20 protein-coding genes are annotated in these 20,585 nt (G+C 62.6%); 6 read left to right on the top strand and 14 right to left on the bottom strand.

The genetic code is table 11. From position 1 onward, the window contains the following. Positions 1–14: 14 nt before the first annotated feature. The 3 genes from BLW71_RS31845 to BLW71_RS31835 are packed head-to-tail and all read right to left on the bottom strand — an operon-like array spanning position 15 to position 2,541. Positions 15–1,034, bottom strand: coding sequence for a flippase-like domain-containing protein (locus BLW71_RS31845; RefSeq protein WP_091806684.1), 1,020 nt, complete (start codon positions 1,032–1,034; stop codon positions 15–17). Further along, a complete protein-coding gene (locus BLW71_RS31840) occupies positions 1,031–1,843 on the bottom strand; it encodes a HalD/BesD family halogenase (protein WP_091806681.1) in 813 nt (270 codons plus the stop codon). The genes BLW71_RS31845 and BLW71_RS31840 overlap by 4 nt, the downstream gene beginning before the upstream one ends. Beyond that, complete coding sequence (locus BLW71_RS31835) at positions 1,840–2,541, bottom strand: CDP-alcohol phosphatidyltransferase family protein (RefSeq protein ID WP_091806678.1); 702 nt, start codon at positions 2,539–2,541, stop codon at positions 1,840–1,842. The genes BLW71_RS31840 and BLW71_RS31835 overlap by 4 nt, the downstream gene beginning before the upstream one ends. A gap of 237 nt (positions 2,542–2,778) precedes the next feature. On the opposite strand from BLW71_RS31835, the gene BLW71_RS31830 reads away from it, so the two are divergent. Beyond that, positions 2,779–3,213, top strand: coding sequence for a hypothetical protein (locus BLW71_RS31830; protein ID WP_091806675.1), 435 nt, complete (start codon positions 2,779–2,781; stop codon positions 3,211–3,213). A 251-nt stretch (positions 3,214–3,464) separates the two neighbouring features. On the opposite strand, the gene BLW71_RS31825 is transcribed toward BLW71_RS31830, so the two are convergent. Together BLW71_RS31825 and BLW71_RS31820 are read right to left on the bottom strand one after the other, a co-directional pair. Then, entirely contained in the window at positions 3,465–5,417 is a 1,953-nt protein-coding gene (locus BLW71_RS31825) for a PhoX family protein (RefSeq protein ID WP_091806673.1), read from the bottom strand. 209 nt (positions 5,418–5,626) lie between these two features. Then, positions 5,627–6,163: a hypothetical protein gene (locus tag BLW71_RS31820; protein ID WP_091806669.1), complete on the bottom strand. Its 537-nt coding sequence runs from the start codon at positions 6,161–6,163 to the stop codon at positions 5,627–5,629. A 625-nt stretch (positions 6,164–6,788) separates the two neighbouring features. On the opposite strand from BLW71_RS31820, the gene BLW71_RS31815 reads away from it, so the two are divergent. The 3 genes from BLW71_RS31815 to BLW71_RS31805 all read left to right on the top strand — a co-directional run bounded on the left by BLW71_RS31815 (position 6,789) and on the right by BLW71_RS31805 (position 9,256). Further along, positions 6,789–7,940, top strand: a complete 1,152-nt coding sequence (locus BLW71_RS31815; protein ID WP_091806666.1) for a porin — start codon at positions 6,789–6,791, stop codon at positions 7,938–7,940. 190 nt (positions 7,941–8,130) lie between these two features. Next, positions 8,131–8,601: a hypothetical protein gene (locus BLW71_RS31810; RefSeq protein WP_091806663.1), complete on the top strand. Its 471-nt coding sequence runs from the start codon at positions 8,131–8,133 to the stop codon at positions 8,599–8,601. Positions 8,602–8,740: 139 nt separating this feature from the next. Beyond that, positions 8,741–9,256, top strand: coding sequence for a metal-dependent hydrolase (locus BLW71_RS31805; protein ID WP_091806661.1), 516 nt, complete (start codon positions 8,741–8,743; stop codon positions 9,254–9,256). A 3-nt stretch (positions 9,257–9,259) separates the two neighbouring features. On the opposite strand, the gene BLW71_RS31800 is transcribed toward BLW71_RS31805, so the two are convergent. The 3 genes from BLW71_RS31800 to BLW71_RS31790 all read right to left on the bottom strand — a co-directional run bounded on the left by BLW71_RS31800 (position 9,260) and on the right by BLW71_RS31790 (position 11,463). Further along, positions 9,260–10,081 (bottom strand): AraC family transcriptional regulator, encoded by an 822-nt coding sequence (locus tag BLW71_RS31800; protein ID WP_091806659.1) that lies wholly within the window; start codon positions 10,079–10,081, stop codon positions 9,260–9,262. A gap of 71 nt (positions 10,082–10,152) precedes the next feature. Then, on the bottom strand, positions 10,153–11,079 hold the full coding sequence (epsC, locus tag BLW71_RS31795; protein WP_091806657.1) for a serine O-acetyltransferase EpsC: 927 nt from the start codon (positions 11,077–11,079) through the stop codon (positions 10,153–10,155). Between the two features lie 150 nt (positions 11,080–11,229). Next, on the bottom strand, positions 11,230–11,463 hold the full coding sequence (locus tag BLW71_RS31790) for a hypothetical protein (RefSeq protein ID WP_091806656.1): 234 nt from the start codon (positions 11,461–11,463) through the stop codon (positions 11,230–11,232). Between the two features lie 312 nt (positions 11,464–11,775). Between BLW71_RS31790 and BLW71_RS31785 the strand changes: the two genes are divergently transcribed. Both BLW71_RS31785 and BLW71_RS31780 read left to right on the top strand, forming a co-directional pair. After that, positions 11,776–12,228: a DUF3005 domain-containing protein gene (locus BLW71_RS31785; protein WP_091809113.1), complete on the top strand. Its 453-nt coding sequence runs from the start codon at positions 11,776–11,778 to the stop codon at positions 12,226–12,228. Between the two features lie 219 nt (positions 12,229–12,447). After that, the gene (locus BLW71_RS31780) at positions 12,448–13,053 is read left to right on the top strand and encodes a short chain dehydrogenase (protein WP_091806652.1); all 606 of its coding nucleotides are present in this window, start codon (positions 12,448–12,450) and stop codon (positions 13,051–13,053) included. Positions 13,054–13,156: 103 nt separating this feature from the next. On the opposite strand, the gene araD is transcribed toward BLW71_RS31780, so the two are convergent. The 6 genes from araD to BLW71_RS31750 form a co-directional block, all read right to left on the bottom strand. Continuing rightward, entirely contained in the window at positions 13,157–14,908 is a 1,752-nt protein-coding gene (gene araD / locus BLW71_RS31775) for an L-arabinonate dehydratase (RefSeq protein WP_091806650.1), read from the bottom strand. A 44-nt stretch (positions 14,909–14,952) separates the two neighbouring features. Further along, positions 14,953–15,891, bottom strand: coding sequence for an ABC transporter permease (locus BLW71_RS31770; protein WP_091806647.1), 939 nt, complete (start codon positions 15,889–15,891; stop codon positions 14,953–14,955). Continuing rightward, positions 15,891–16,769, bottom strand: a complete 879-nt coding sequence (locus BLW71_RS31765) for an ABC transporter permease (protein ID WP_091806644.1) — start codon at positions 16,767–16,769, stop codon at positions 15,891–15,893. Before BLW71_RS31765 ends, BLW71_RS31770 begins: the two co-directional genes overlap by 1 nt. Further along, positions 16,766–17,860: an ABC transporter ATP-binding protein gene (locus BLW71_RS31760; protein WP_091809110.1), complete on the bottom strand. Its 1,095-nt coding sequence runs from the start codon at positions 17,858–17,860 to the stop codon at positions 16,766–16,768. Before BLW71_RS31760 ends, BLW71_RS31765 begins: the two co-directional genes overlap by 4 nt. A gap of 84 nt (positions 17,861–17,944) precedes the next feature. Continuing rightward, positions 17,945–19,114, bottom strand: a complete 1,170-nt coding sequence (locus tag BLW71_RS31755) for an extracellular solute-binding protein (RefSeq protein ID WP_091806641.1) — start codon at positions 19,112–19,114, stop codon at positions 17,945–17,947. Positions 19,115–19,353: 239 nt separating this feature from the next. Beyond that, a complete protein-coding gene (locus BLW71_RS31750; RefSeq protein ID WP_091806638.1) occupies positions 19,354–20,298 on the bottom strand; it encodes an SMP-30/gluconolactonase/LRE family protein in 945 nt (314 codons plus the stop codon). Positions 20,299–20,585 lie beyond the last annotated feature (287 nt).

Genomic DNA, 20,585 nt, shown 5'->3' with positions numbered 1-20,585 from the left:
AAAAAATACGGAGATTAATCGACAGCGGGCACGTGCCCCAAGGCACGGCGCCGTTGCCAGCTTCTTTCGCTGAAGTGCAAAACCAGCAGACCCGGCAAGCCTAGCAGGATTTCGCGCGCGCGCTTGGCGAGCGACAGCGCCAACGCCGCGTCTGGCGGCAAACCAACCAGTGGCGCGAGCAGCAGGTAGCCACCCTCCTGCACGCCGAGCGAGCCGGGAATCATGAATGCGGCGCCGCGAATGGCTTGCCCCAGACTTTCGAGCAACAGTGCGTCGACCCAGTCGACCGGATGGCCGAGAAAGCGCAGCGCGAGCCACACTTCCACCGTGCCGACGATCCAGCCCACGAGACTCATGGCGAAGCTCGCCGCCACGCGGCCGCGTTCGCGGTACATGGCCTGTACGGCGGCGTCGACGGCTTCGGCCCGCGTCATCAACGACGACCAGTCGCGCTTGCCGAACACCTTCGAGACCACGCCGAGCAGCCGGCCGAACAGACCACGCCGCTGCGCATAGTAAAACCCGACGATCATCGCGCCCAGCACGCCGGTGGCGATCAGCGTGGCCGTTTGCAGGTCGTGCAGCGCGCCGTGCGCCGCATAAGCGCCGAACAGCAGCAGGCCGCCCAGCGCGAAGACGATTTGCGCGAGCGCCTGCGCGGTCGTGCTGACGGTGATCGCGGCGGCCGCGTCGCGCATGCGCATGCCACGCTGGGACAATTGCCGCACCATGACCACCGGCCCGCCGATCTGGCCGGCCGGCAACAGGCTATTCACCGATTCGCCGATCCAGCGCGCGAACATCGCGTCGCGCAACGACAGATCGTGATGCACGCCGTCGCGACGGCGTTGGAACAGCACCGAGATCGCGCCGGCGTCGAGAACGAGCGGTACGAGGTGAAAGGCCGCGACGAGCGCGAGCCCCCAGCCGGCGGTAAGCAGCGTCGAGGCGACCGAGCCGAAACCCTGCCACGCGAGCAAGCCGACAAACAACGCCGTCCCGATCGACAGCAGAATCAGGGCCGCGCGGCTCATGCGTGGTCCTTCCCGCGCTGGGTCATCTGACGAAAAACCTGGCGGAAACCGAAGTACGCAATCGCGTCCTTCATGTTCGAGATGAAGCGACGCCACGGCCGCATGTTGGGGTCCGTCACGTACTCGAACGTGAGCGACACGCGCATCTCGTTCGGGCCGGCGGGCGTGATGCGATGGCGCAGCTTGTCGCCGTCGAAAAACACGAGGCCGCCCGGCGGGATCTGCACCGAACCCGGTTGATCCGCGACATTGGGATTGCGCGTGTGCAGTTCGTAGTCGAGCCGGCACGACGATTCGTCGATCACGCCAAGCAGCAGCGTGTAGCGGCGGCCGTCATAGTACGAAGTATCGTAGTGCCAGCCGATGTGGTCGCCTGGCCGGGTGTAGTAGTACAGCGCGTAGGCATGCGGATCGTCGGCAGGCGAAACCTGCAGCTTGTCGCCGCTCAGTTGCTCGAGCCAGCCGATCAATTCCTTCGAACGGTACAGCTCGGCGATGAACGGCGCGAGGCGGTCGATCGTATGACGGCTGACGCTGCCGCCCTGCTTATGCCCCGGCAAATAGTTGCGGTTCACTTCGTCGAGCAGCGAACGGGCGCTGTGGACGAGCTGCGCCGTGACTTCGGGCGCGAGGAAGTCTTCCAGATAAAGAAACGCGTCCTGGTCGGCAAAATCCTTGCGCAGACGCGAGTTGTCGAACGTGCGCGTGCGGCTCGCGACCGCACGGTCTGCATTCGGTGCGGGCGACGCAGCTGGCGAACCTTCTACGGGCACAGGCGCAATCACGTCGTCTTCGGCGTGCATACTCATTCGCTGGCCCACATTTCACTGGTTTCGGAAGCGTCGGCTTTAACGGATGCCGGGCGGGCGGCACGGCGCGCCACACGCCAGTAGTCGACCACCACCCAGGCGGCGAAGAGCGGCGCGCCGATCGACGCCACCACGACGAACGGCATGACGACGCTCGTCAGCGTGACGATGGGCAGCAGATACAACACGTCTTCGGTTTCGAAACCGCCGACGAAGGCCTGCTTCGTGCCCGCCTTGCCGGCCATCTCCTCGATGCGCATGCGCAGGAAAAAGATCAGCGCGATCGCCACGCCGGCCACGGCGCCGAGCACGCCCGGGGCAACGTTCAGTGCGCCGATGCGCGTGGCGCCCGCCCCGACGCCCATGCCGACGAACAGCATGACGGTCACGAGGGCGTCGCAAGCGAGGTCGTAAAAATGACCGATCCGGCTCGACTTGCCGCCGATGCGCGCGAGTTCGCCATCCGTATGGTCAACGAAGTTCGACAGCACGATCAGCAAGGCGCCTGCGTTGACCCACGCAAACTCGCCGTGAGCGAGGCACAGCGCGCCTGCCAGCCCGATCAAGAGGCGCAGCGTGGTCAGATGATTGGGCGTGACCCACGTGTTCACAAGCGGAGTCACGAGCCGGCGAGCGAGCCGCGCGTCCCATGTTCTGGGCGGCGGAACGGTAGTTGGAGTTTGGGGTCGCGAATTCATAACCCGGAAATATATACGGGATCGAAAAAGATTGCTTTCTTCGTGTACGTTTCTCGACGCTTCAATCGTTGCCGACGGCTGCCAGCCGCGAAGCAAGATTTGCCGAATCGCGATAAAGTGCAAGGCAGTTGCGCCTGCCACGCGGGAACATTTCGATGCGCAAGCTCTCTCCGGGTCTCGATATCGCGCCCGCCCGTTGCGAACACACTACATCGAACCGGGCCGCCGCCCACGCTTATGAAACGCTTTCTTTCGTCTGTACTCCTTGCTCTGGGCGCCGCCGCGCTGCCACTCGTCAGCTACGCCACCGCGCTCGACGCACCGCTCTCCTGTAACGAAAGCGGTCATCAGTTCATTGCCGACCTCGCGCAGCAACAGATGATCGATCCGAAGCCAACGCGCGTGGAAAGCAATTCGATCAACGCTTTCTCGCCCGTGTCAGGCGCGGATCTGACCGCATACGGCTTTCACGTGTTCGCGGTGGTCGGATACGAAAAAGACGACCCGATGTTCCGCGTCGGCGACGGCGAGCCGGTCGCCCGATCGGCCTATGGGGTCGTGGTGGTCGGCAGCGAGGCCAAGGTGCAGAAAGCGGTGGCCGGCTCGGGCAGCACGGCGATCGTGCATCGCGTAGCGCCGCTCATTACCGCGATTTTCTGCAAGCGGAGTTGAGGCGGGGCGGCTAGGCCTGTCGGGTGGAATGGCCAATAGGCGCATAAAAAGCCGAAGCATTACCCGTTATACGATGGCAGATGGATTTTCCGGGGCCCGCCAGGGCGTCTATCTGCCTCCTGTCCAACAGGGTCCAGCCATGCTGGTTCACTGCATGAGCCAGCCAAGGAGAAACCGCAAATTATCGCGAGATTCCCCTTTGCTGACTCCTCAGCCAAATGGCCTAAGACAGGCCGTCCCGTCTCCCAACGTTACAACTTGATCGCCGCCGGGTCCGCCGTCAGATACCCCACCGTCGCGCCGAAGCGGTCCTTGTAGTTCGCCCGCACGAGCGGGTCGAGCGTCGACTTGACCTTGTCGTGCAACGGGCTTTCCCAGTCGCCGACGTGCTGGAAGTTGCTCATCACATAAGTCCAGCCGTTGATTTCGTCGACGGCGTGCAGGCCTGTCGACTCGGCGCCCGCCGGGCAAGACAGCACGCGCGCGAGCGTCTTTGTATCGACGTTGTACGCCCACAGGAAGTTGTTCACGTGCAGCCCGCTGTCCTCGCCGATAAAGAGCGTGCGCAACTTCTCCGAGAACTTGAGATTGTCCGGGTTCGCAATGCGCTCCGGATTCGCGGTGTTGCCGAGCGCATCGGGCGCTGACAGGTCCTCGCCGACCAGAGCCGCCGGTGCGGCCATATCCACCGGCACCCATTCGCTGTTGATCGCGCCGCCGCTGCGGTCACGCTGGCCGCCCTTCATATTCAGCGCGTAGACCGCGCCGGCGTTGATCGTCTTGTCGACGGCCACGTCGGTGGAAGCCGCATTGCCGCGCACCATCGACTTCTCGATACGCGACATCGCCGAATACAGCACCTTGTCCTTGATATTGACCGTCGTGCCCTCGAGCTTCGTGAAACCCATGCTGCCGCCGGCCAGCGCCGCATAGCGATGCGTTTCGAGAAAGGTCGCCGCCTGCGTCATGCCGGGCTTGATGCGCACCCAGTTGAAGGTGCCGTTGTAGTTGATCTTTGTGTAGGTCGGATCGAGCGGGTCTTTGGTCGCGACGTCCATGATGTCGCTCGCGCGCAGCCGGTTGGCAAGCGCCTCGATTTCGTCGCTGGTCGCATGACCCAGGTTGATCCACGACAGCGTCGCCGCGCCCGCACCGCTCGCGGACACCTGGGTCCACTTTGCGACGTACAGCGTACCCGCCGACAGATCGGCTTCGCGATCCGCGATGAACATGAACAGGCCGCCGTTGGTCGCGTCGTCGCCCATCAGGACGGTGCGCTTGTCCGGCATCACCTGAATCAGTTCGTGCGAGATACGGCCGAGGCAATAGTGCTTCCTGATCGTGCCGGTGCCATCCGGATTGACGGTCACTTCCGGCAGATGGCCATAGTGATAAGGGTTCGCGGTCGTTTCGTCGCCATAAAGACTGCGGCTGAAGCCCTTGAACTGGCTGTTCGTGGCAATCGTGGTGGCGTCCGGCTCGTATTCTTCGCTCGACAGATGCGTGTTCCACGGCGACAGGCTCGCCCCGCAGGTAATCCACAAACCATGTGCTTTCGACGTATCCACGTTCGAATAGCCTGCGAGCGTGAGCTTGCCGGTGGCCGGGTCCTGATCGAGCGTCAGCACGGCGATCGGCGAGGGCAATTGGCCGTACATCGACACCAGACTCTGATCGCGCGTCGTGTATTCGAACTGCACGACGGCGAATACCGCGTTGCCCTTGAGACCTTTCACCGTCGGATTGTCGAGACGGATCAGCGAACTGCCGTCCGGGCAATCCGAGTAGAACTGCCGCTCCTTGCCCGCAACCGACCTATCGATGATCGGTTGATTGTTGATGTCGAAATAGCCGCCCGCCAGGATCGTCCCACCCTTGATGTTCGGCACGCTGTCGCCGGTCACGAAGAACGGCTGGTACGCGAGCTTGAACGTGCGGCTGCTGCCGTCGCTCAGTTGCACCGTCAAGGTCGAGGCGACTGTGGTCTTCGCCATCGCGGCCGGATCGGCCAGGGTCGGCGCGGCCATGCTGGCGAACGCCGCGGAGACGAAGTTGGCGGCCGGTTTGACCGGCGTTGCCAGATCGTCGCTGCCCCCGCAAGCGGTCAGCATCGAGGCCGTGGCAAGCCCGCCGAGCGGCAGCATCGGCACGCCCGCGATGAGTTTCAGGGCCTTGCGGCGGGAAAGGTCGAACGGCTCTGCCATGTTGTCGTGATCCAGTGTTTGGGTAGCGTGGGTGAATGCACAGCCGGCACGCACTCAGACCCAAACCACATGGTTCACGCTCGCGCCGCTATGACGCGAGGATTCTATGAAGTGATTGTGAAAGTATATTGACAGGCTTTGGTAATGTTTTATTTAGCCTTCGGTCAGCCACCCGGCTCACCCAATCCGCTCTCACGCGCGACCGGTTTCTAACCCGGCCGGCGAAACTCGTTCTCGACCCACGCCGCGGCGCTCGCCTTGCTGAGCTTGAAATTGGGCGCGACCTGCACTTGCGCGAGCTGCTCGCCGAAGGTGTCGAGCGCGGTCAGCACGGCGTACGGTTCGTCTTCGTCGGGAACGATGTCGAGCGTGATGTCGAGTTCGTCGTTGCCATCCGCGCTCGCCACCCGCACTTCCTTATGCAGCTGCGCGCGCAGTTGCTGCTCATGACGGCGCAGCACTTCAGACGCCGTCTTGACCAGCGTGTTGAACGCGGACGTGTCCAGCGGCTTCGGATCTTTCTTGTTGCGGCCCATCGTCCACGGTCCGACGAGGGCGGGTTCCGCTTCGCCGTCCTTGATCATTTCGACGGCCCAGCCTTCGTCGTCTTCATTCTTGATGACGCGCGCGGTCCAACCGTCGTCGCGCCACAGGCGTGCTTCGTGCACGGTTTCGCCCAGTTCGGACGAGCCTTCCGTCGTGAAATCTTCAGGGGAGTCGGACGATGGAAGGGGTGTATCGGTCATTGCAGGTTCACTCACGTTCGCGGGGCGGAAACATTCTCAGGCACGCAATTCTACCCGCCTCACACGCGGCGAACGCCGCCCCCTGACGAACGGACAAGCCGGGACCGTGCAATCGCCAATGGCAATCGTCAATGCCGCTATTCGCGGAAGCTATAAGCCGATTATAAAAACCATAAAAAAACGCGGCCCTTGAGCCGCGTATTAAAAGATGAAAAAGACACCCTTGGTCAAGGGGTGAGCCGAATTGTATAACCCTAATTCACGAGGATAGAGCACATGAAATGGAAGAGTACGTTGCAGAAAACAGAATAAATCCCAATGTATCTCTAAATAAAGCCAACCCTTGCTGCTCATGGTCTGCGACGTGGCGTCGCAGTCTGACAACATCTTTGGTATTGACATGGGCAGAGTGCATTTCTCACCCGACATGTTTCTTCTTTATTTATCCGCACTTATCCAATTAACAGCCATCTATTACGAATTTCAAAACTAATTGTTGTGTCATTTGCAATTTAAGATAGGAATAACGGGACTACACTTCGCCCCGGATCGTCAGGCAGCCGGCGTAATCGGCGGTAAGCACTGGGATGCGATTCTCTACGCACTGTTTCGGAGCTATCTAACCATGAAAAAAACCCTCATCGCAGCAGGCCTCCTGGGCGCGGTTGCCATCACCGCCCACGCGCAGAGCAGCGTGACGTTGTACGGCACGCTGGACGCCGGTATCGTGTACTCGAACAACCAGGGCGGCCACAGCAACTGGCAACAAGGCAGCGGCGTGGCATCGGACACGTACTTCGGCCTGCGCGGCAATGAAGATCTGGGCGGCGGTCTGCACGCCATCTTCACGTTGGAAAGCGGCTTCAACCTGAACAACGGCAAGTACTCGGAAAACAACACGATGTTCAATCGCCAGGCCTTCGTCGGTCTGCAGAGCGATAAGTACGGCGCGCTGACGCTTGGCCGTCAATACGACTCCGTGGTCGACTACCTGGCACCGCTGTCCGCAGCCGGCGCGGGTTACGGCAACAACCTCGCGGCTCACCCGCTCGACAACGACAATCTGGACAACTCGTTCTCGATCAAGAACGCCGTGAAGTACACGAGCGCGAATTATGCGGGCCTCAAGTTCGGCGGCCTGTACGGCTTCAGCAACGCGTCCGGCGAGTTCTCGAACAACCGCGCATGGAGCGTGGGGGCTTCCTACGACAACGGTCCGCTGAGCTTTGCCGCGGCTTACCTGCAATTGAACAAGTCGGGCAGCTCGAACCTGAGCGGCGCCGTGTCGCAAGGCGACGGAACCGCAGCAGTCGCGGCCGATCTGCAACGCACGTACGGCGCGGGCATCAACTATACGTACGGCCCGGCAACGGTCGGCTTCGTCTACACGCACACGCAACTGGACGGCATCAGCGGCGTGGACGTCGGTGGCACGACCTTGCCTGGCGTCGCAGGCACCAACCTGCATATGGACAACTACGAAGTGAACGGCCGCTATGCACTGACGCCGGCACTGAGCCTTGCGGCGTCGTACACGTTCACCGACGGCAAGATGTCCGGCTCGAACGGCTCGGGCGATCCGAAGTGGCACACGGTGTCGCTGCAAGGCGACTACGCGCTGAGCAAGCGCACCGACGTGTACGTGGAAGGCGTGTACCAGCATGCCTCGGGCGAGCTCGGCAACTTCGGCTCGAACGTCGCGGCGATCAACACGCTGGCGCCCTCGTCGACCGGCAATCAGGTGGCGGCGGCAGTCGGCCTGCGTCACCGCTTCTAAGCCTTTTCAGTGGTCTGTGCGCAGCGAGTCTACCGATTCGCTGCGCAGTCAACCCGCGCGTGGCACGATCACGTCGCGGGTTTTTTCATGGCCTTACGTTTGGACACAATGCAGGCGGCTATGACTAGTGACGGCGCGCGCACCCGGTGGGTATACTGAGCCCGGCTGCCTTCCTTGCCGTCACACCTGCGTGTCGTTGCGGCTGAACGGTAGCTTCGTCGCGAAGCATCACGTCGCGTTCAATCGCACTGCGCTTCGCCCGCGCCCCAAGTTCCCGCATACGACCGGGGACGCCGACGACCGGACCATGAAAAGACTTCTCCTGCTTGTCCCCGCTGCTGCCACGCTTGCTGTTCTGGCCGGCTGCGGCTCATCCAGCGGCCCCGCCCGCGACGCGTCCCTGCCGATGATCTACGTGTCTTCATCACGCGCTCCTGCCGACATAGCCGATTGTCTTGAAAGCCGTTTGTCACGCATGCGTACGTCGCGCGTGGGCGGCACGACGGAGATCGCGGTCGGCTCGGATTCGAACAACTCGTATTTCGTCACGCTGACGCCATCGCACGCAGGATCCGTCATCAAGGTGATGCATCCGGCGAACGCTCCGGACGATCCACCAGAGCCTGAAATGCGCTTCGACATTGCACGCTGCGCGACCTGAGCTTCGGTCAAACGCGCACGTCTCGAACGCCACGCCGATACGCGATTTTTTTTACTCGCGTGTCGGCTATTTTTTTATCCGCGCATCTGCGAACATAGCCGCCCTTTGTCTTTTACGCGGCGCTGCGCCGCGAGTCTCGATGGCATCCAGCAAGGCACATCACGCTACCGGTTTTGCAGCCGGCGTCATCGCGGCGGCGATCGTCGCGCGCATCGGCGGCGGCGGTTCATTTCATCTTGGGGTGCTGCTGAGTTTCATCACCGGCGTGGCCGGGAGTACGGCGCCGGACTGGCTCGAAGTGGCGTGGTGGTCGCGCGCCCGGCGTTTGTGGATCACGCATCGCACGCTCACGCATTGGGGCGTGGGATGGCTCGCGTTGCTCGCCGTTTCGTACCACTGGCTCGGGCATTCGGTCTATGCCGCGCCGGCGTTCGGATTCGCCTGCGGCGGCCTGATGCATCTGTTTGCCGATTGGCCGAATCCGCTAGGCGTGCCCTGGGTCGCCGGCAGGCATTCGTTGAATCTTTGGAATAGCGGGCACTGCGATCTGATCGTGGTGGCGGCTTCGTGGGCGGCGGCGTGGTTTGTCGGGCAGCACGTCTGGTTGCACGGCGTACATGGCGTTTCTCTGCTGCAGCATTTGAGAATCGGATAAACGTCAGCGCAACGCTGCGGCGAAGTTCGCGGGCGTCACGCCGAGCAGGCGCACGAACGCTCGCGTCATGTGGCTCTGATCGGCAAAGCCCGCTGCGGCGGCTGCATCGGCAAGCGCCGCGCCCTGCGCGATGCAGTGCCTCGCGAGTGCCACGCGACGCTGCATTCGGTACGCGTGCGGCGGCAGCCCCGTCTCATGCGCGAAGCCTCGCAACAACTGGAATCGGCTCATGCCGGCATCGGCCGCGAGATCGGCCAGCGTGAGCGGAGAGGATGGATCGTCGTCGATGCGTGCTTTCGCGCGCGCAATCGGCCCCCATGCGTCAGTCGACCGTGCGCGTGCGGGCTGCGTGGCATGCACGCGAACCAGATGGCCGAACAGGTCGAGCAACGCCTCCTCGCGCATCAGCTCGTCCTGCACGGATCGCGCCTCCACCGCGACGGCGAAGAGCCGCTCGAACCAACGCTTCAGCAAGGGATCGTGCGCCACCGGCTGCGTGAGTTCGATTTCGCGCGCCGCCGTGCCCGTCAGTTCGGCCGCGGCGCCGATGAGCATGGCCGGTTCGAAATACAACATGCGCCATGCGCGCCCGCGCTCGTCGAGCGGACTGCCGTCGTGGACTTCGCCGGGGTTGACCATGATCGCGTCGTTGGCTCGCGCTTCGACGAGGCCGCGTCCGCTCGCCGACCGATGCCCGCCGCTGACGATCACGCCAACGCCGAAGCGGTCGTGCGAATGACGTGGAAACGCGTGCGCCGTTTCGGCGACCGTCGCTTCGACGCCCGCAATCGCGCAGCGAGGCATGTGAACGCGGCCGCGCGGCATGGTCACTTCTCAGCCGCTAACGTGAAGTTCGCGCGTCAGGGCACGCCAAGGCTCGCCAGCCGGGCCGCGTATCACTGCCGCCCCTCGTCGGTCCGCTCGCCTTCGCGAATCTTGCCTTGCGACACGCTGCTGCCCGGCGGCACGCTGTGCGTGAGCCACACGTTGCCGCCGATCACCGAGCCACGCCCGATCGTCACTCGCCCCAGAATCGTCGCGCCGGCATAAATCACCACGTCGTCCTCGACGATCGGATGCCGTGCATTGCCCTTGATCAACGTGCCGTCGAGGTCCGCGGCGAAACTCTTCGCACCTAGGGTCACGGCCTGATACACCCGTACGCGTTCGCCGATGATCGCGGTCTCGCCGATCACGACACCCGTGCCGTGGTCGATAAAGAAACTCGGCCCGATCGTCGCGCCCGGGTGAATGTCGATGCCGGTTGCCGAGTGCGCAATCTCGTTGATGAACCGCGCCAGCAACGGCACACCCAGGCGATGCAACGCATGGGCGAGCCGATGATGTGTCATCGCCCACACGCCCGGATAGCAGAGCAGAATTTCGGTGATGTGCTGTGCAGCCGGATCGCCGGTGAAAGCTGCCTGTATGTCGCTGACCAGCAGCGCGCGAATGCCTGGCAATTGCGTGCCGAATTCACGCGCCACGTCGAAAGCGCGCGCCTGCAGATCCGCATCCGGTGTTTCGCCGAACTCGGGCAAGAACCGCAAGGCGCGGCGAATCTGTTCCGCGAGCAGCCGCAACGTGCTTTCAAGCGTGTGGCCGACGTAGTAGTCGACGGTTTCGTCAGTCAGATCAGGCGCGCCGTAATGCGTGGGAAAGAGCGCGGCGCGCAGGCCGGCGACGATGTTGACGACCGCTTCGCGCGAAGGCAGTTCGCGAATGCCGAGCGGATGCCGCGTGCGATGCAATTCTTCACGCGACGCGCGCAGGTCCGCGACGATCTGTTCGAGGCCCCAGTTCTGGGAAGGCACGTTAGGCATAAAAGGACAGCGCCGTGCGATGAGCACGGTTCAAAGTGATTATGCCAAGAGATTACCGCGTTTTCCCGCGGCTCGCGCAGCGCCGCGCGAGCGCGAGCACGACACGCGGGTCATGAGATACGGCCCATGACGTGCAGGCGCAGGCGCTGCTCAGATGGTCACGCTGCTCGCATCGATCCAGCGCACTGCCCAATCGCGCGCATGGGCAATGGCGCCCGCTTCGTCAGGAAAGCGCAAGTCGGTGGGGAAGAAACGATTGGCGACCAGTTCGCCGTCGCTCGAACGGGAGATGACCACGTAAGGTTGCCAAGTACCATCTCCCGCGCGCGCAGGCGCGCAATTCAACAAATAGCCGCGATGTGTGAATGCAGCATCGAAGTGCATGTGTCACCCGCCCTGACGGCCCCGTAGAATGTTTTGAGTAGCGCGCAGACGGGCTGCCGACTGTGAAAAAACAGCCGTGCCCTGTGTCGTGAATTTAACCGCGCTTCGCTCGTCGGAGTAAGATCATACTCTGTAGAAAATACGCGTCCATTAAAAAAAACGAAAAGAATAGCGGTCGCAATCGCCAGCACAATACCTTGTCACGTCACTGCGGCAAAAGCGCGGTGCGTGCGCAAGTAAATCAGGGTTTGTGCGAGGCGGAACGGGTTTTGCTGCACGTCACACCATGTCCTCTTTAAAGGAGAATGCATGATGAACAGCGATATCAACAAGCCAGCAGATGCGACTCAACCCGCGGCCAGCAGCGGCACGAACTCGACGGAACTGCACAACGACCGCACGCATGACAGCACCGTCGACACCGACGGCAAGAATCTCGAAGCCGCGCGCATAGCAGGCCACAGCCCGATCTCGCCCGACGAGATCACCACCAGCAATGCCACCCTTTCGAACAGCGTGCCCGAGGCGCACGACGGCATGGCCGGCTTTGACAGCCGGGTTGGCGGCAATCATCTGTTGCTTGCGCTCGAGCCGGGCTATACGGTCATTGACAAAGGCATGGTCGAGCCCCAGGGCGCGTATTCGGCGGATCATCAATTCGACGATCCGCGCCCGGCCGGCAGCCGTCAGGAACGCGGCCGCATTCATTACGCCCTGAATCATCTGCGGCCTACCCGGCTGATCGAATTACATCGGGTGAAATAAAACATTCGCGTTGCGTCTCTATTTATCGTCGCCGTTTGAATTTCGACGGCGGCCCCGATTAATCCGTATATTGCGAAGCGCGCATCGTTTGATTCACGATGCGCGCTTTTTACTGTGATTAGAAACTCCGGGTTGCAGGACCTGCGCGCTGGCGAGTCTTTTTCCCTCTGACGAGTGCCGGCACAATCGACAGGACGTTAACCGTCAACGGAGCATGAGATGAAAAAAATCGTCGTGATCGGCGCCACGGGCACGTTGGGCCAGGCAGTCAGCGCAGAACTGAAGGCGCGCCATGAGGTGATCGAAGTCGGCGCGACGCGCGGCCAATATCAGGTCGACAGCACCGACCCGGCGAGCGTCGAGCGGCTCTTTTGCGAGATCGGCAAAGTGGACGGCGTCGTCACCACGACCGGCAAAGTGCATTTCGGTCCGCTGCCCGATATGAGCGTCGAACAGTTCTGGGTCGGGCTGCGCGACAAGCTGATGGGGCAGATCAACGTGGTGCTCGCCGCCCAGCAATATGTGAACGACGGCGGCTCGTTCACGCTGACGAGCGGCATCATCGGCGACGAGCCGATTCTGCAGGGCGCGAGCGCGACCACCGTGAATCTGGCACTCGAAGGTTTCGTGCGCGGCGCGGCGATCGAATTGCCGCGTGGCATTCGCATCAACGTGGTGAGCCCGACCGTGCTCACGGAAGCGATGGACGCTTATGCGCCCTACTTCCGCGGCTTCGAGCCGGTTACGGCGCAACGTGCGGCGATGGCCTATCTGCGCAGTGTGGAAGGCGCGCAAACCGGCCGCGTGTATCGCGTGGGATATTGACGCAAGGATTCGCGCGAGGCGGCCCGGCCGCATCGCGCGCCCCTCTCAGTGTTGTCGCCACTCTGCGGCGGCTACGTCACGCTCTCGACGGCCCTCGATAAACTCAGTGAATCTCCGGCTCGCCCGCGGCGTCCGGCTCCGGCGCTGCATGCGCGCCGCCGCGCTGCAGGAAGTCGAAGTCACAACCTTGATTCGCCTGCATCACGTGCGCCTGATGCAGTGCGCCGTAGCCGCGTGTAAAGCGCGGCGCCGGTTTGACCCACGCGGCCTTGCGGCGCGCCAGTTCCTCGTCCGTCACCAACAGGTTGAGTCTGCGTTGCGGAACGTCGAGTTCGATCATGTCGCCGCTCTCAATCAGGGCAAACGGCCCGCCGATGAATGACTCCGGCGCCACATGCAGCACGCACGCGCCGTAACTCGTCCCGCTCATCCGCGCATCCGAGATACGCACCATATCGCGCACGCCTTTTTGCAGCAACTTCCGCGGTATGGGCAATTGCCCCCATTCAGGCATGCCCGGCGCCCCGACCGGCCCGGCATGCTGAAGCACGATCACGCAGTTCTCGTCGATGTCGAGCATCTCGTCGTCGATGCGCGCGGCCATGTCGTTGTAATCCGCGAACACCACCGCGCGGCCGGTATGCACGAGCAGATGCGGCTCGGCGGCGCCGGGTTTGATCACGGCGCCGTCGGGCGCGATATTGCCGCGTAGCACCGCAAGGCTGCTGTTGGGCAGAAGCGGCTTGTCGCGGCGGCGAATCACCTCGTCGTTGAAAATCTGCGCGCCTTCGAGATTCTCGCCGAGCGTGCGGCCATTGACGGTTTGCTGCGATCGGTCGATCAGTTCACCCAGTTCCGCGAGCAAAGCGCGCAAACCGCCCGCATAGAAAAAGTCCTCCATCAGATACGCGCCGGTCGGACGAATGTTCGCCAGCACCGGCGTGCGGCGCGCAATGTCGTCGTAGCGATCGAGCGTCAACTCGATGCCCGCGCGGCGCGCCAGCGCGATCATATGCACGATCGCGTTGGTCGAACCGGAGAGCGCGAGGCACGTGGTCACCGCGTTATCGACGGAACCGGCAGTGAGGAAATCCGAAGGCTTGAGGTCTTCCCACACCATCTCGACGATGCGCATGCCGGTTTTCGCCGCCATCTGCGCATGACGGGAATCCGCGGCGGGGATCGACGCGAAACCGGGCAGCGTGAAGCCGAGCGCTTCGGCCGCGCTCGTCATGGTCGACGCGGTGCCCATCGTCATGCAGTGGCCCGGCGAACGAGCGATGCCGCCTTCGATGCCTTGCCAGTCATCCTGCGTGATCGTGCCCGCGCGCAGTTCGGCCCAATACTTCCACGAGTCGGAGCCGGAGCCGAGCGTCACGCCGTTCCAATTGCCGCGCAGCATCGGGCCGGCGGGAAGGAAGATGGCCGGCAGGTCCATCGAGATCGCGCCCATCAGCAACGCCGGGGTGGTCTTGTCGCAACCGCCCATCAGCACGACGCCATCGGCGGGATAGGAGCGCAGGGTCTCTTCGGCTTCCATGGCGAGGAAGTTGCGGTACAGCATCGTAGTCGGCTTCTGGAAGGGTTCGGAGAGCGTCTGCACCGGTAGTTCGACCGGAAAGCCGCCGGCCTGCCAGATGCCACGCTTCACTTCCTCGACACGCTGTTTGAAATGGGTGTGGCAAGGGTTGATCTCGCTCCACGTGTTGAGAATTGCTATGACCGGTTTGCCCGCGTATTCCTCGCGGTTGTAGCCCATCTGCGCGGTGCGCGACCGATGGCCGAACGAGCGCAGATCGTTCACGCCGTACCAGCGGTGACTGCGCAGATCCTCGGGTTGCTTTCTCTTCGTCAATGTCCACTCCACGTTTCTCTTTCGCCCGTTTTTCCGGGTCTGCTTCAGCGCTTCTGTTCCTTCACGCGCGACACGATTTGCGTCGGGCTCACGAATTGCAGGGCGATCAGCACCCAGATCAGCGTGATCGCCATGTAAATCATCGCCATCGCATCGATCGACTGCGGCGCGCGCACGCCGGTCGAAAATACAGCGTAGTACAGCGCGACCACGAGCGTTTGTGTCGCGGGTCCCGCGGTGAAAAATGTCAGCTCGAACATGCCGATGGTCCGCACGAGCACCAGCAAGCCGGCCGCCAGCATGCCGGGCACGAGCAGCGGCAGCAGCACGTAGCGAAAATAGCGGAACGTGTTGGCGCCGAAAATGCGCGCCGCCGCTTCGAGATTGGGATCGATCTGTTCGATGAACGGTGTCATCACGAGAATGACGAACGGCAATGCGGGCACGAGGTTCGCCAGGATCACGCCGCTCAGCGTGCCGGCAAGGCCGACCTTGTACATGACTGTCGCCATCGGAATGCCATACGTGACGGGCGGCACCATCAACGGCAACAGGAAGATCAGCATCGCGAGGCGCTTGCCGGGAAATTGCACGCGGGCAAGCGCATAGGCCGCCGGCATGCCGAGCAGAACCGACAACAGCACGACTGCGCCCACCACTTCTACTGTCACCCACAACACGCTCGCCAGTTGAAAATCGCTCCACGCCTGCGCATACCAATGCAACGTGAAGCCTTGCGGCAACAGGGTGCCGAACCAGCGCGTCGCCACCGAATTGACCGCCACGGTCGCGATGAGCAGCACCACGTTGAGGAGGAAGAACACCATCGCGCCCCATACGAGCACGCGCCAGACGCGGCCCGGCACGCTGGTGCGCTGCCGGCTGTGGCCGGTACGCTTATCCGGCTCGTGCGCGCCGTCGTCGTGATCTTTCGAAGCCGACGCCGGCCACGAACGCGGCGCCGCGCGATGCTCGGTCGTCATCAGCCTTTGCCTCCCGTCACCGGACCGCTGTAGAAGAAGCGGCGCGCGCCGAGCATCGCGGCAACCACCACGAGTTGCACGAAGCCCATCACCATCGCGATCGCGGAGGCCAGTGAATAATCGTAGCTTTCGAAGGCAGCCTCGGCGGCGGCGATCGACATGACTCGGGTCGGGCCGGCGGGCGCGCCGAGCAGCACCGCCGAAGGAAACACCGAAAACGCCTGCACGAACGACAGACACGCCGCCATCGTCAGCCCCGGCACGAGCAGCGGCAGATAGATGCGGCGAAACTGCTGCCACGGACTGGCGCCGAGCGTCGCCGCCGCGCTCGCGAGCGTCGGGTCGATGCCGGTCACGTACGAGAGCGTCAGCAGAAACGCGAACGGAAAACCCGACACGATCAGCGAGATCAGCACGCCCCAGAAGTTATGCGTGAGGCGCACTTCGCGCGTATAGAGATGCAGACCCTGCAGCGCCTGCGGAAACCAGCCGTTCGGGCCGAAGTACGTGAGCATGCCATCCGCGATCAACACCGTGCCCAGAGTCACGGGAATCACCAGCAGCGTCGTGACCAGCTTCTGATAGCGCGAGTAGCGCCGCAGTGCGAACGCCACCGGCACCGAGACGCCCACGTTGATGAGCGTGGCGGGCACCGCGAGCTTGAGCGTGACAAGAATGGTCGGCCACATCGACGTGTCGGTGAAGAACGCCAGATAGTTGGCCCAGAGGCCACCGCCGTTCATCGGCCGGAACGACAGCACCAGACCATACGCAAACGGATAGATGAACAACGCGACAATGAAGATCAACGCCGGCGTGACGAGCCACGCCTTGGCGTCGCGCGGCGCGAGCGGCGGCGACAGCGTGGGCGTATTCATGCCGCCTCTGCCTCGTAGACGAGCGTGCGCGAGGGCGGCACACGCAGGCTGATGCGCTCGCCCTCCGCGAATTCTCCGCCCACGCGCGCCCAGATATCGCCGAATGCGGTCTTCACCCGCAGCAACGAATCGCGGCCACCGTATTCGACGGTAGTCACCAGCGCGTCGAAAGCATTGTCCGCGCCGGGCGCGGCGCGTTCCATATCTTCGGGACGCAGCGCGACACTCACGCGTTTGCTGTTGAAACCGGCCATTGGCATGCCGATCAAACGTACACCGTTTGCACTCACCAGCACGCCTTCGCCCTGCATGCCTTCGCCCTGCATGCCTTCGAGTTCGAATTCGGCCACGTTGCGATAGCCCATGAAACGTGCGACATGCAGATTCTGAGGCCGCGTATAGACCTCTTTCGGCGTGGCCACCTGTTGCACCACACCCTCCTTCATCACGACAATGCGGTCGGCCATGGAAAGCGCTTCGTCCTGATCGTGGGTCACGTAGAGCGTCGCGCGTTCGAGCTGGCTATGAATGCGGCGAATCTCCGCGCGCATTTCGATCCGCAGTCTGGTATCGAGGTTCGATAGCGGTTCGTCCATCAGGATCAGCGGCGGCTCGATCACGATTGCGCGCGCAATCGCCACACGCTGCTGCTGGCCACCGGAAAGTTGTCCGGGCAGCTTGCGTTCATGTCCGACCAGTTGCACGAGCTGCAACGCTTCGCGCGCGCGGCGCATGGCGTCGCTCTTGCCGACGCCGCGCATTTTCAGCCCGAAGCCGACATTGTCCAGCACGCTCATATGCGGAAATAGCGCGTAGTTCTGAAACACCATGCCGAAGCCGCGCTTCTCCGGCGGCAGCACGTCGATACGTTTGTCGTCGAGCCAGATGCCGCCGCCGCTCAACGGCTGCAATCCGGCGATGCAATTCAGCGCCGTCGATTTGCCACACCCCGAAGGCCCAAGTAACGCGATGAACTCGCCGCGCCGGATCGTCAGGTCGAGTCCGCGCAGCGCCGCGACCGCGTGGCCTTCAGCATTCGTGAAACTGCGGCTCACCGAATCGAGCCGCAACTGCTCAAAGTGATGCTTCATGGCGGTTTCCTGATGCGCGTGGCGCGTCGTGTCACGCACCACGCGTGGATCGCAACGCCATGCATGCATGGCCACACGCGCAGACTATTTGGTCTTCTGCGCGCCGACCTCGGTGTCCCATTTCTTGAATGCTGCGACCATCGCGGCGGCATTGAGCGGCAATGCATGCGGACGCTCGGCGAGTAGCTTCGCGTATTCCGGCCGGCCGTATTTCTTCAGCACGTCCTGGCTGTGCGCGGGCGCCTGCTCGACGCTCACGCCCTTGATCGCGGGACCAGGATAGAAATAACCGTCGTCGTAGGTCATGGCCTGCTGCGCCGGCTCGAGCATGAAATTCATCAGCTTGTAGAGCACGTCGAGCTTTTCCTTCGGCACACCTTTCGGAATCACCATGTAATGCGCGTCGTTCACCCACGTCATGTTGTCGAACGCTTGCACGCGGAATTCGGCCGGCACGATGCCGAGCGCGCGCGGATTGATGTCCCAGCCTGTGACCGTCACGGTCATGTCGCGCGTGCCCTCGCCAAGTTCCTTCATCACTGCCGACGTGCCGCCCGGGTAGTAAGGAATGCAATCGTTCAGTTGCTTGAGGAAGGCCCACGTCTTGTCCCAGCCGTGAATCGGATCCTGCGGATCCTTGTCGCCGAGCACGTAGGGCAAGCCCATCAGAAACGTGCGGCCGGGACCGGAATTCGCCGGCCGTGCGTAGATCAGTTTGTCCGGATGCGCCTTGCACCATTGCAGCAATTGCTCAGGCGTTTTCGGCGGATCGCTGACTTTGGCGGGGTTGTACTCGAGCAGCGGACCGGCCGGCATATAGGCGACCTCGAGCCCGAAACCCTGCGCGAGATCCTGCATCTTGCGCGGGCCCGGCGCGTATTTGTCGAGCACGCCGGGGAACGCCGCTGCGTTGTCGGGCAGCAGCTTCATCCACAGAGACTGTTCGATGCCGGCGGCAAGCGCGTCGGTGCCGGTCAGCACGAGATCGATATCCGAGCGGCCCGCGGCCTGCATCGCCTTGATTTTGCCGGGCAGTTGTGGAGCGGGCGCGTTCGTGAAGGTGAGATTGGCGACGAGGTTCGGATACTTCGCCTTGAAGGCCTCGAAGCCCTTTTGCGTGAGTTGAAGGTCGCCGGCCACGTCGACGATATTGAGCGTGACCGGATCGGCCGCGTGCGCGGCGGATGCGAAGGCGGCGCTCGCCGCGAGACATACGGACACCAGCCTGAGCGCCAACCTGTCTGAAACAGTCATTGCGTCTCCTCGCTTCTTGGTATGTGAGTCCGCCGATCGGTTGCGCTGCGGACGGTGTCTTTCTACCAATGGAACATAGCGAAGCGGGACAGCTGATGTCAAGCAAATGCTCGCGGCAGCTTCCGGCTGCCGAAAATAACAGTTCTGGCGCTGAATCCTTGCCGTTCAATGATTTGCGCGCGGCATCCAAGGGCAAACCCGGAGCCGTTCATGAAATCTGACGACAACTTGCCAGACAACTAGCCGCCTTGCACACCTTGCGTATTCACATACAGCGAATAAAGCCCGTGGCTTGCCGCCATGAACAGACGGTTGCGATGTCGTCCGCCGAAACACACGTTCGCGCAACGTTCAGGCAACGCGATATGGCCGAGCGGCTCGCCTTGCGGTGTGAAGACGCGTACGCCGTCGAGTTCGTCCGTGCCCATGCCCCAGCCGCACCACAAATTGCCGTGAATATCGACGCGAAAGCCGTCCGGCGTACCCGGACCCGCGTCGATCAACACCCGGTTGTTCGTCAGCGTGGTGCCGGTGCCGGCGCCTTCCACGTCGAACGCGCGGATCTTGCGCGGCTCGCCGCGCGATTCGACGATGTACAGGACCGACTCGTCCGGCGAAAACGCGAGGCCATTGGGTCCCAACACGTCGTCGGCAACCACGGAGACTTCGCCGGTTTGGCCGTCGACCCGGTACACGCATGCCGGCAGTTCGGACTCCTGCCGCTCACCCTCGTAGAAACCGTCGATTCCGAAGGTCGGATCGCTGAACCAGATCGACCCGTCCGATTTCACGATCACGTCGTTCGGCGAATTGAAGCGCTTGCCGCGATAACGATCGGCGAGCACGGTGATCGAGCCGTCGTATTCCGTGCGCGTGACGCGGCGCGTCAGATGTTCGCAACTGACGAGGCGGCCCTGCCGGTCGCGCGTATGCCCATTGGCGTTGTTCGACGACTGGCGAAACGTCGAGACCGTGCCGCTCGGTTCGTCCCAACGCAGGATCCGGTCGTTCGGAATGTCGCTCCACAACAGATAACGTCCGTCGCCGAACCAGACCGGCCCCTCGGACCAGCGCGCGCCTTGATACAAACACTCGACGGAGGCGGAAGCGAGAATCAGCGGCTTGAAGCGCGGATCGAACTGACAGATGGAAGGATCGGGATAGCGTCGGCTGTTGTCGGTCATGCTGGCGGTTCAAGTAGGGGTTGGCTTGCGCGAATTCGTGCTCCAACGCGAGCCTCGCGAGTTGTCGGTATTGTCGGCGAAGATCGCAGATTACTCCGCCTCGCTTTTGTATGACAATAGAGCCGTGCGGTGCGCATGCTGCGGCAATCGGCTGGCAATGCCGGTCGATTTCGGCAATTAGTGCGATTATGACTGATATTTTGGCAAGGATCGCCAATTAGAATCGTTTCACAATAAAGTTGCCAACGATTGGCATCAAAACGCTGTTGCGAGACATTTAGCGCCAT

This window comes from Burkholderia sp. WP9, from assembly GCF_900104795.1.
In the GTDB taxonomy this organism is placed as follows: Bacteria; Pseudomonadota; Gammaproteobacteria; order Burkholderiales; family Burkholderiaceae; genus Paraburkholderia.
Note: the sequence above shows the minus strand (reverse complement) of the source record. Positions and strands in the feature narration are given on the sequence as shown.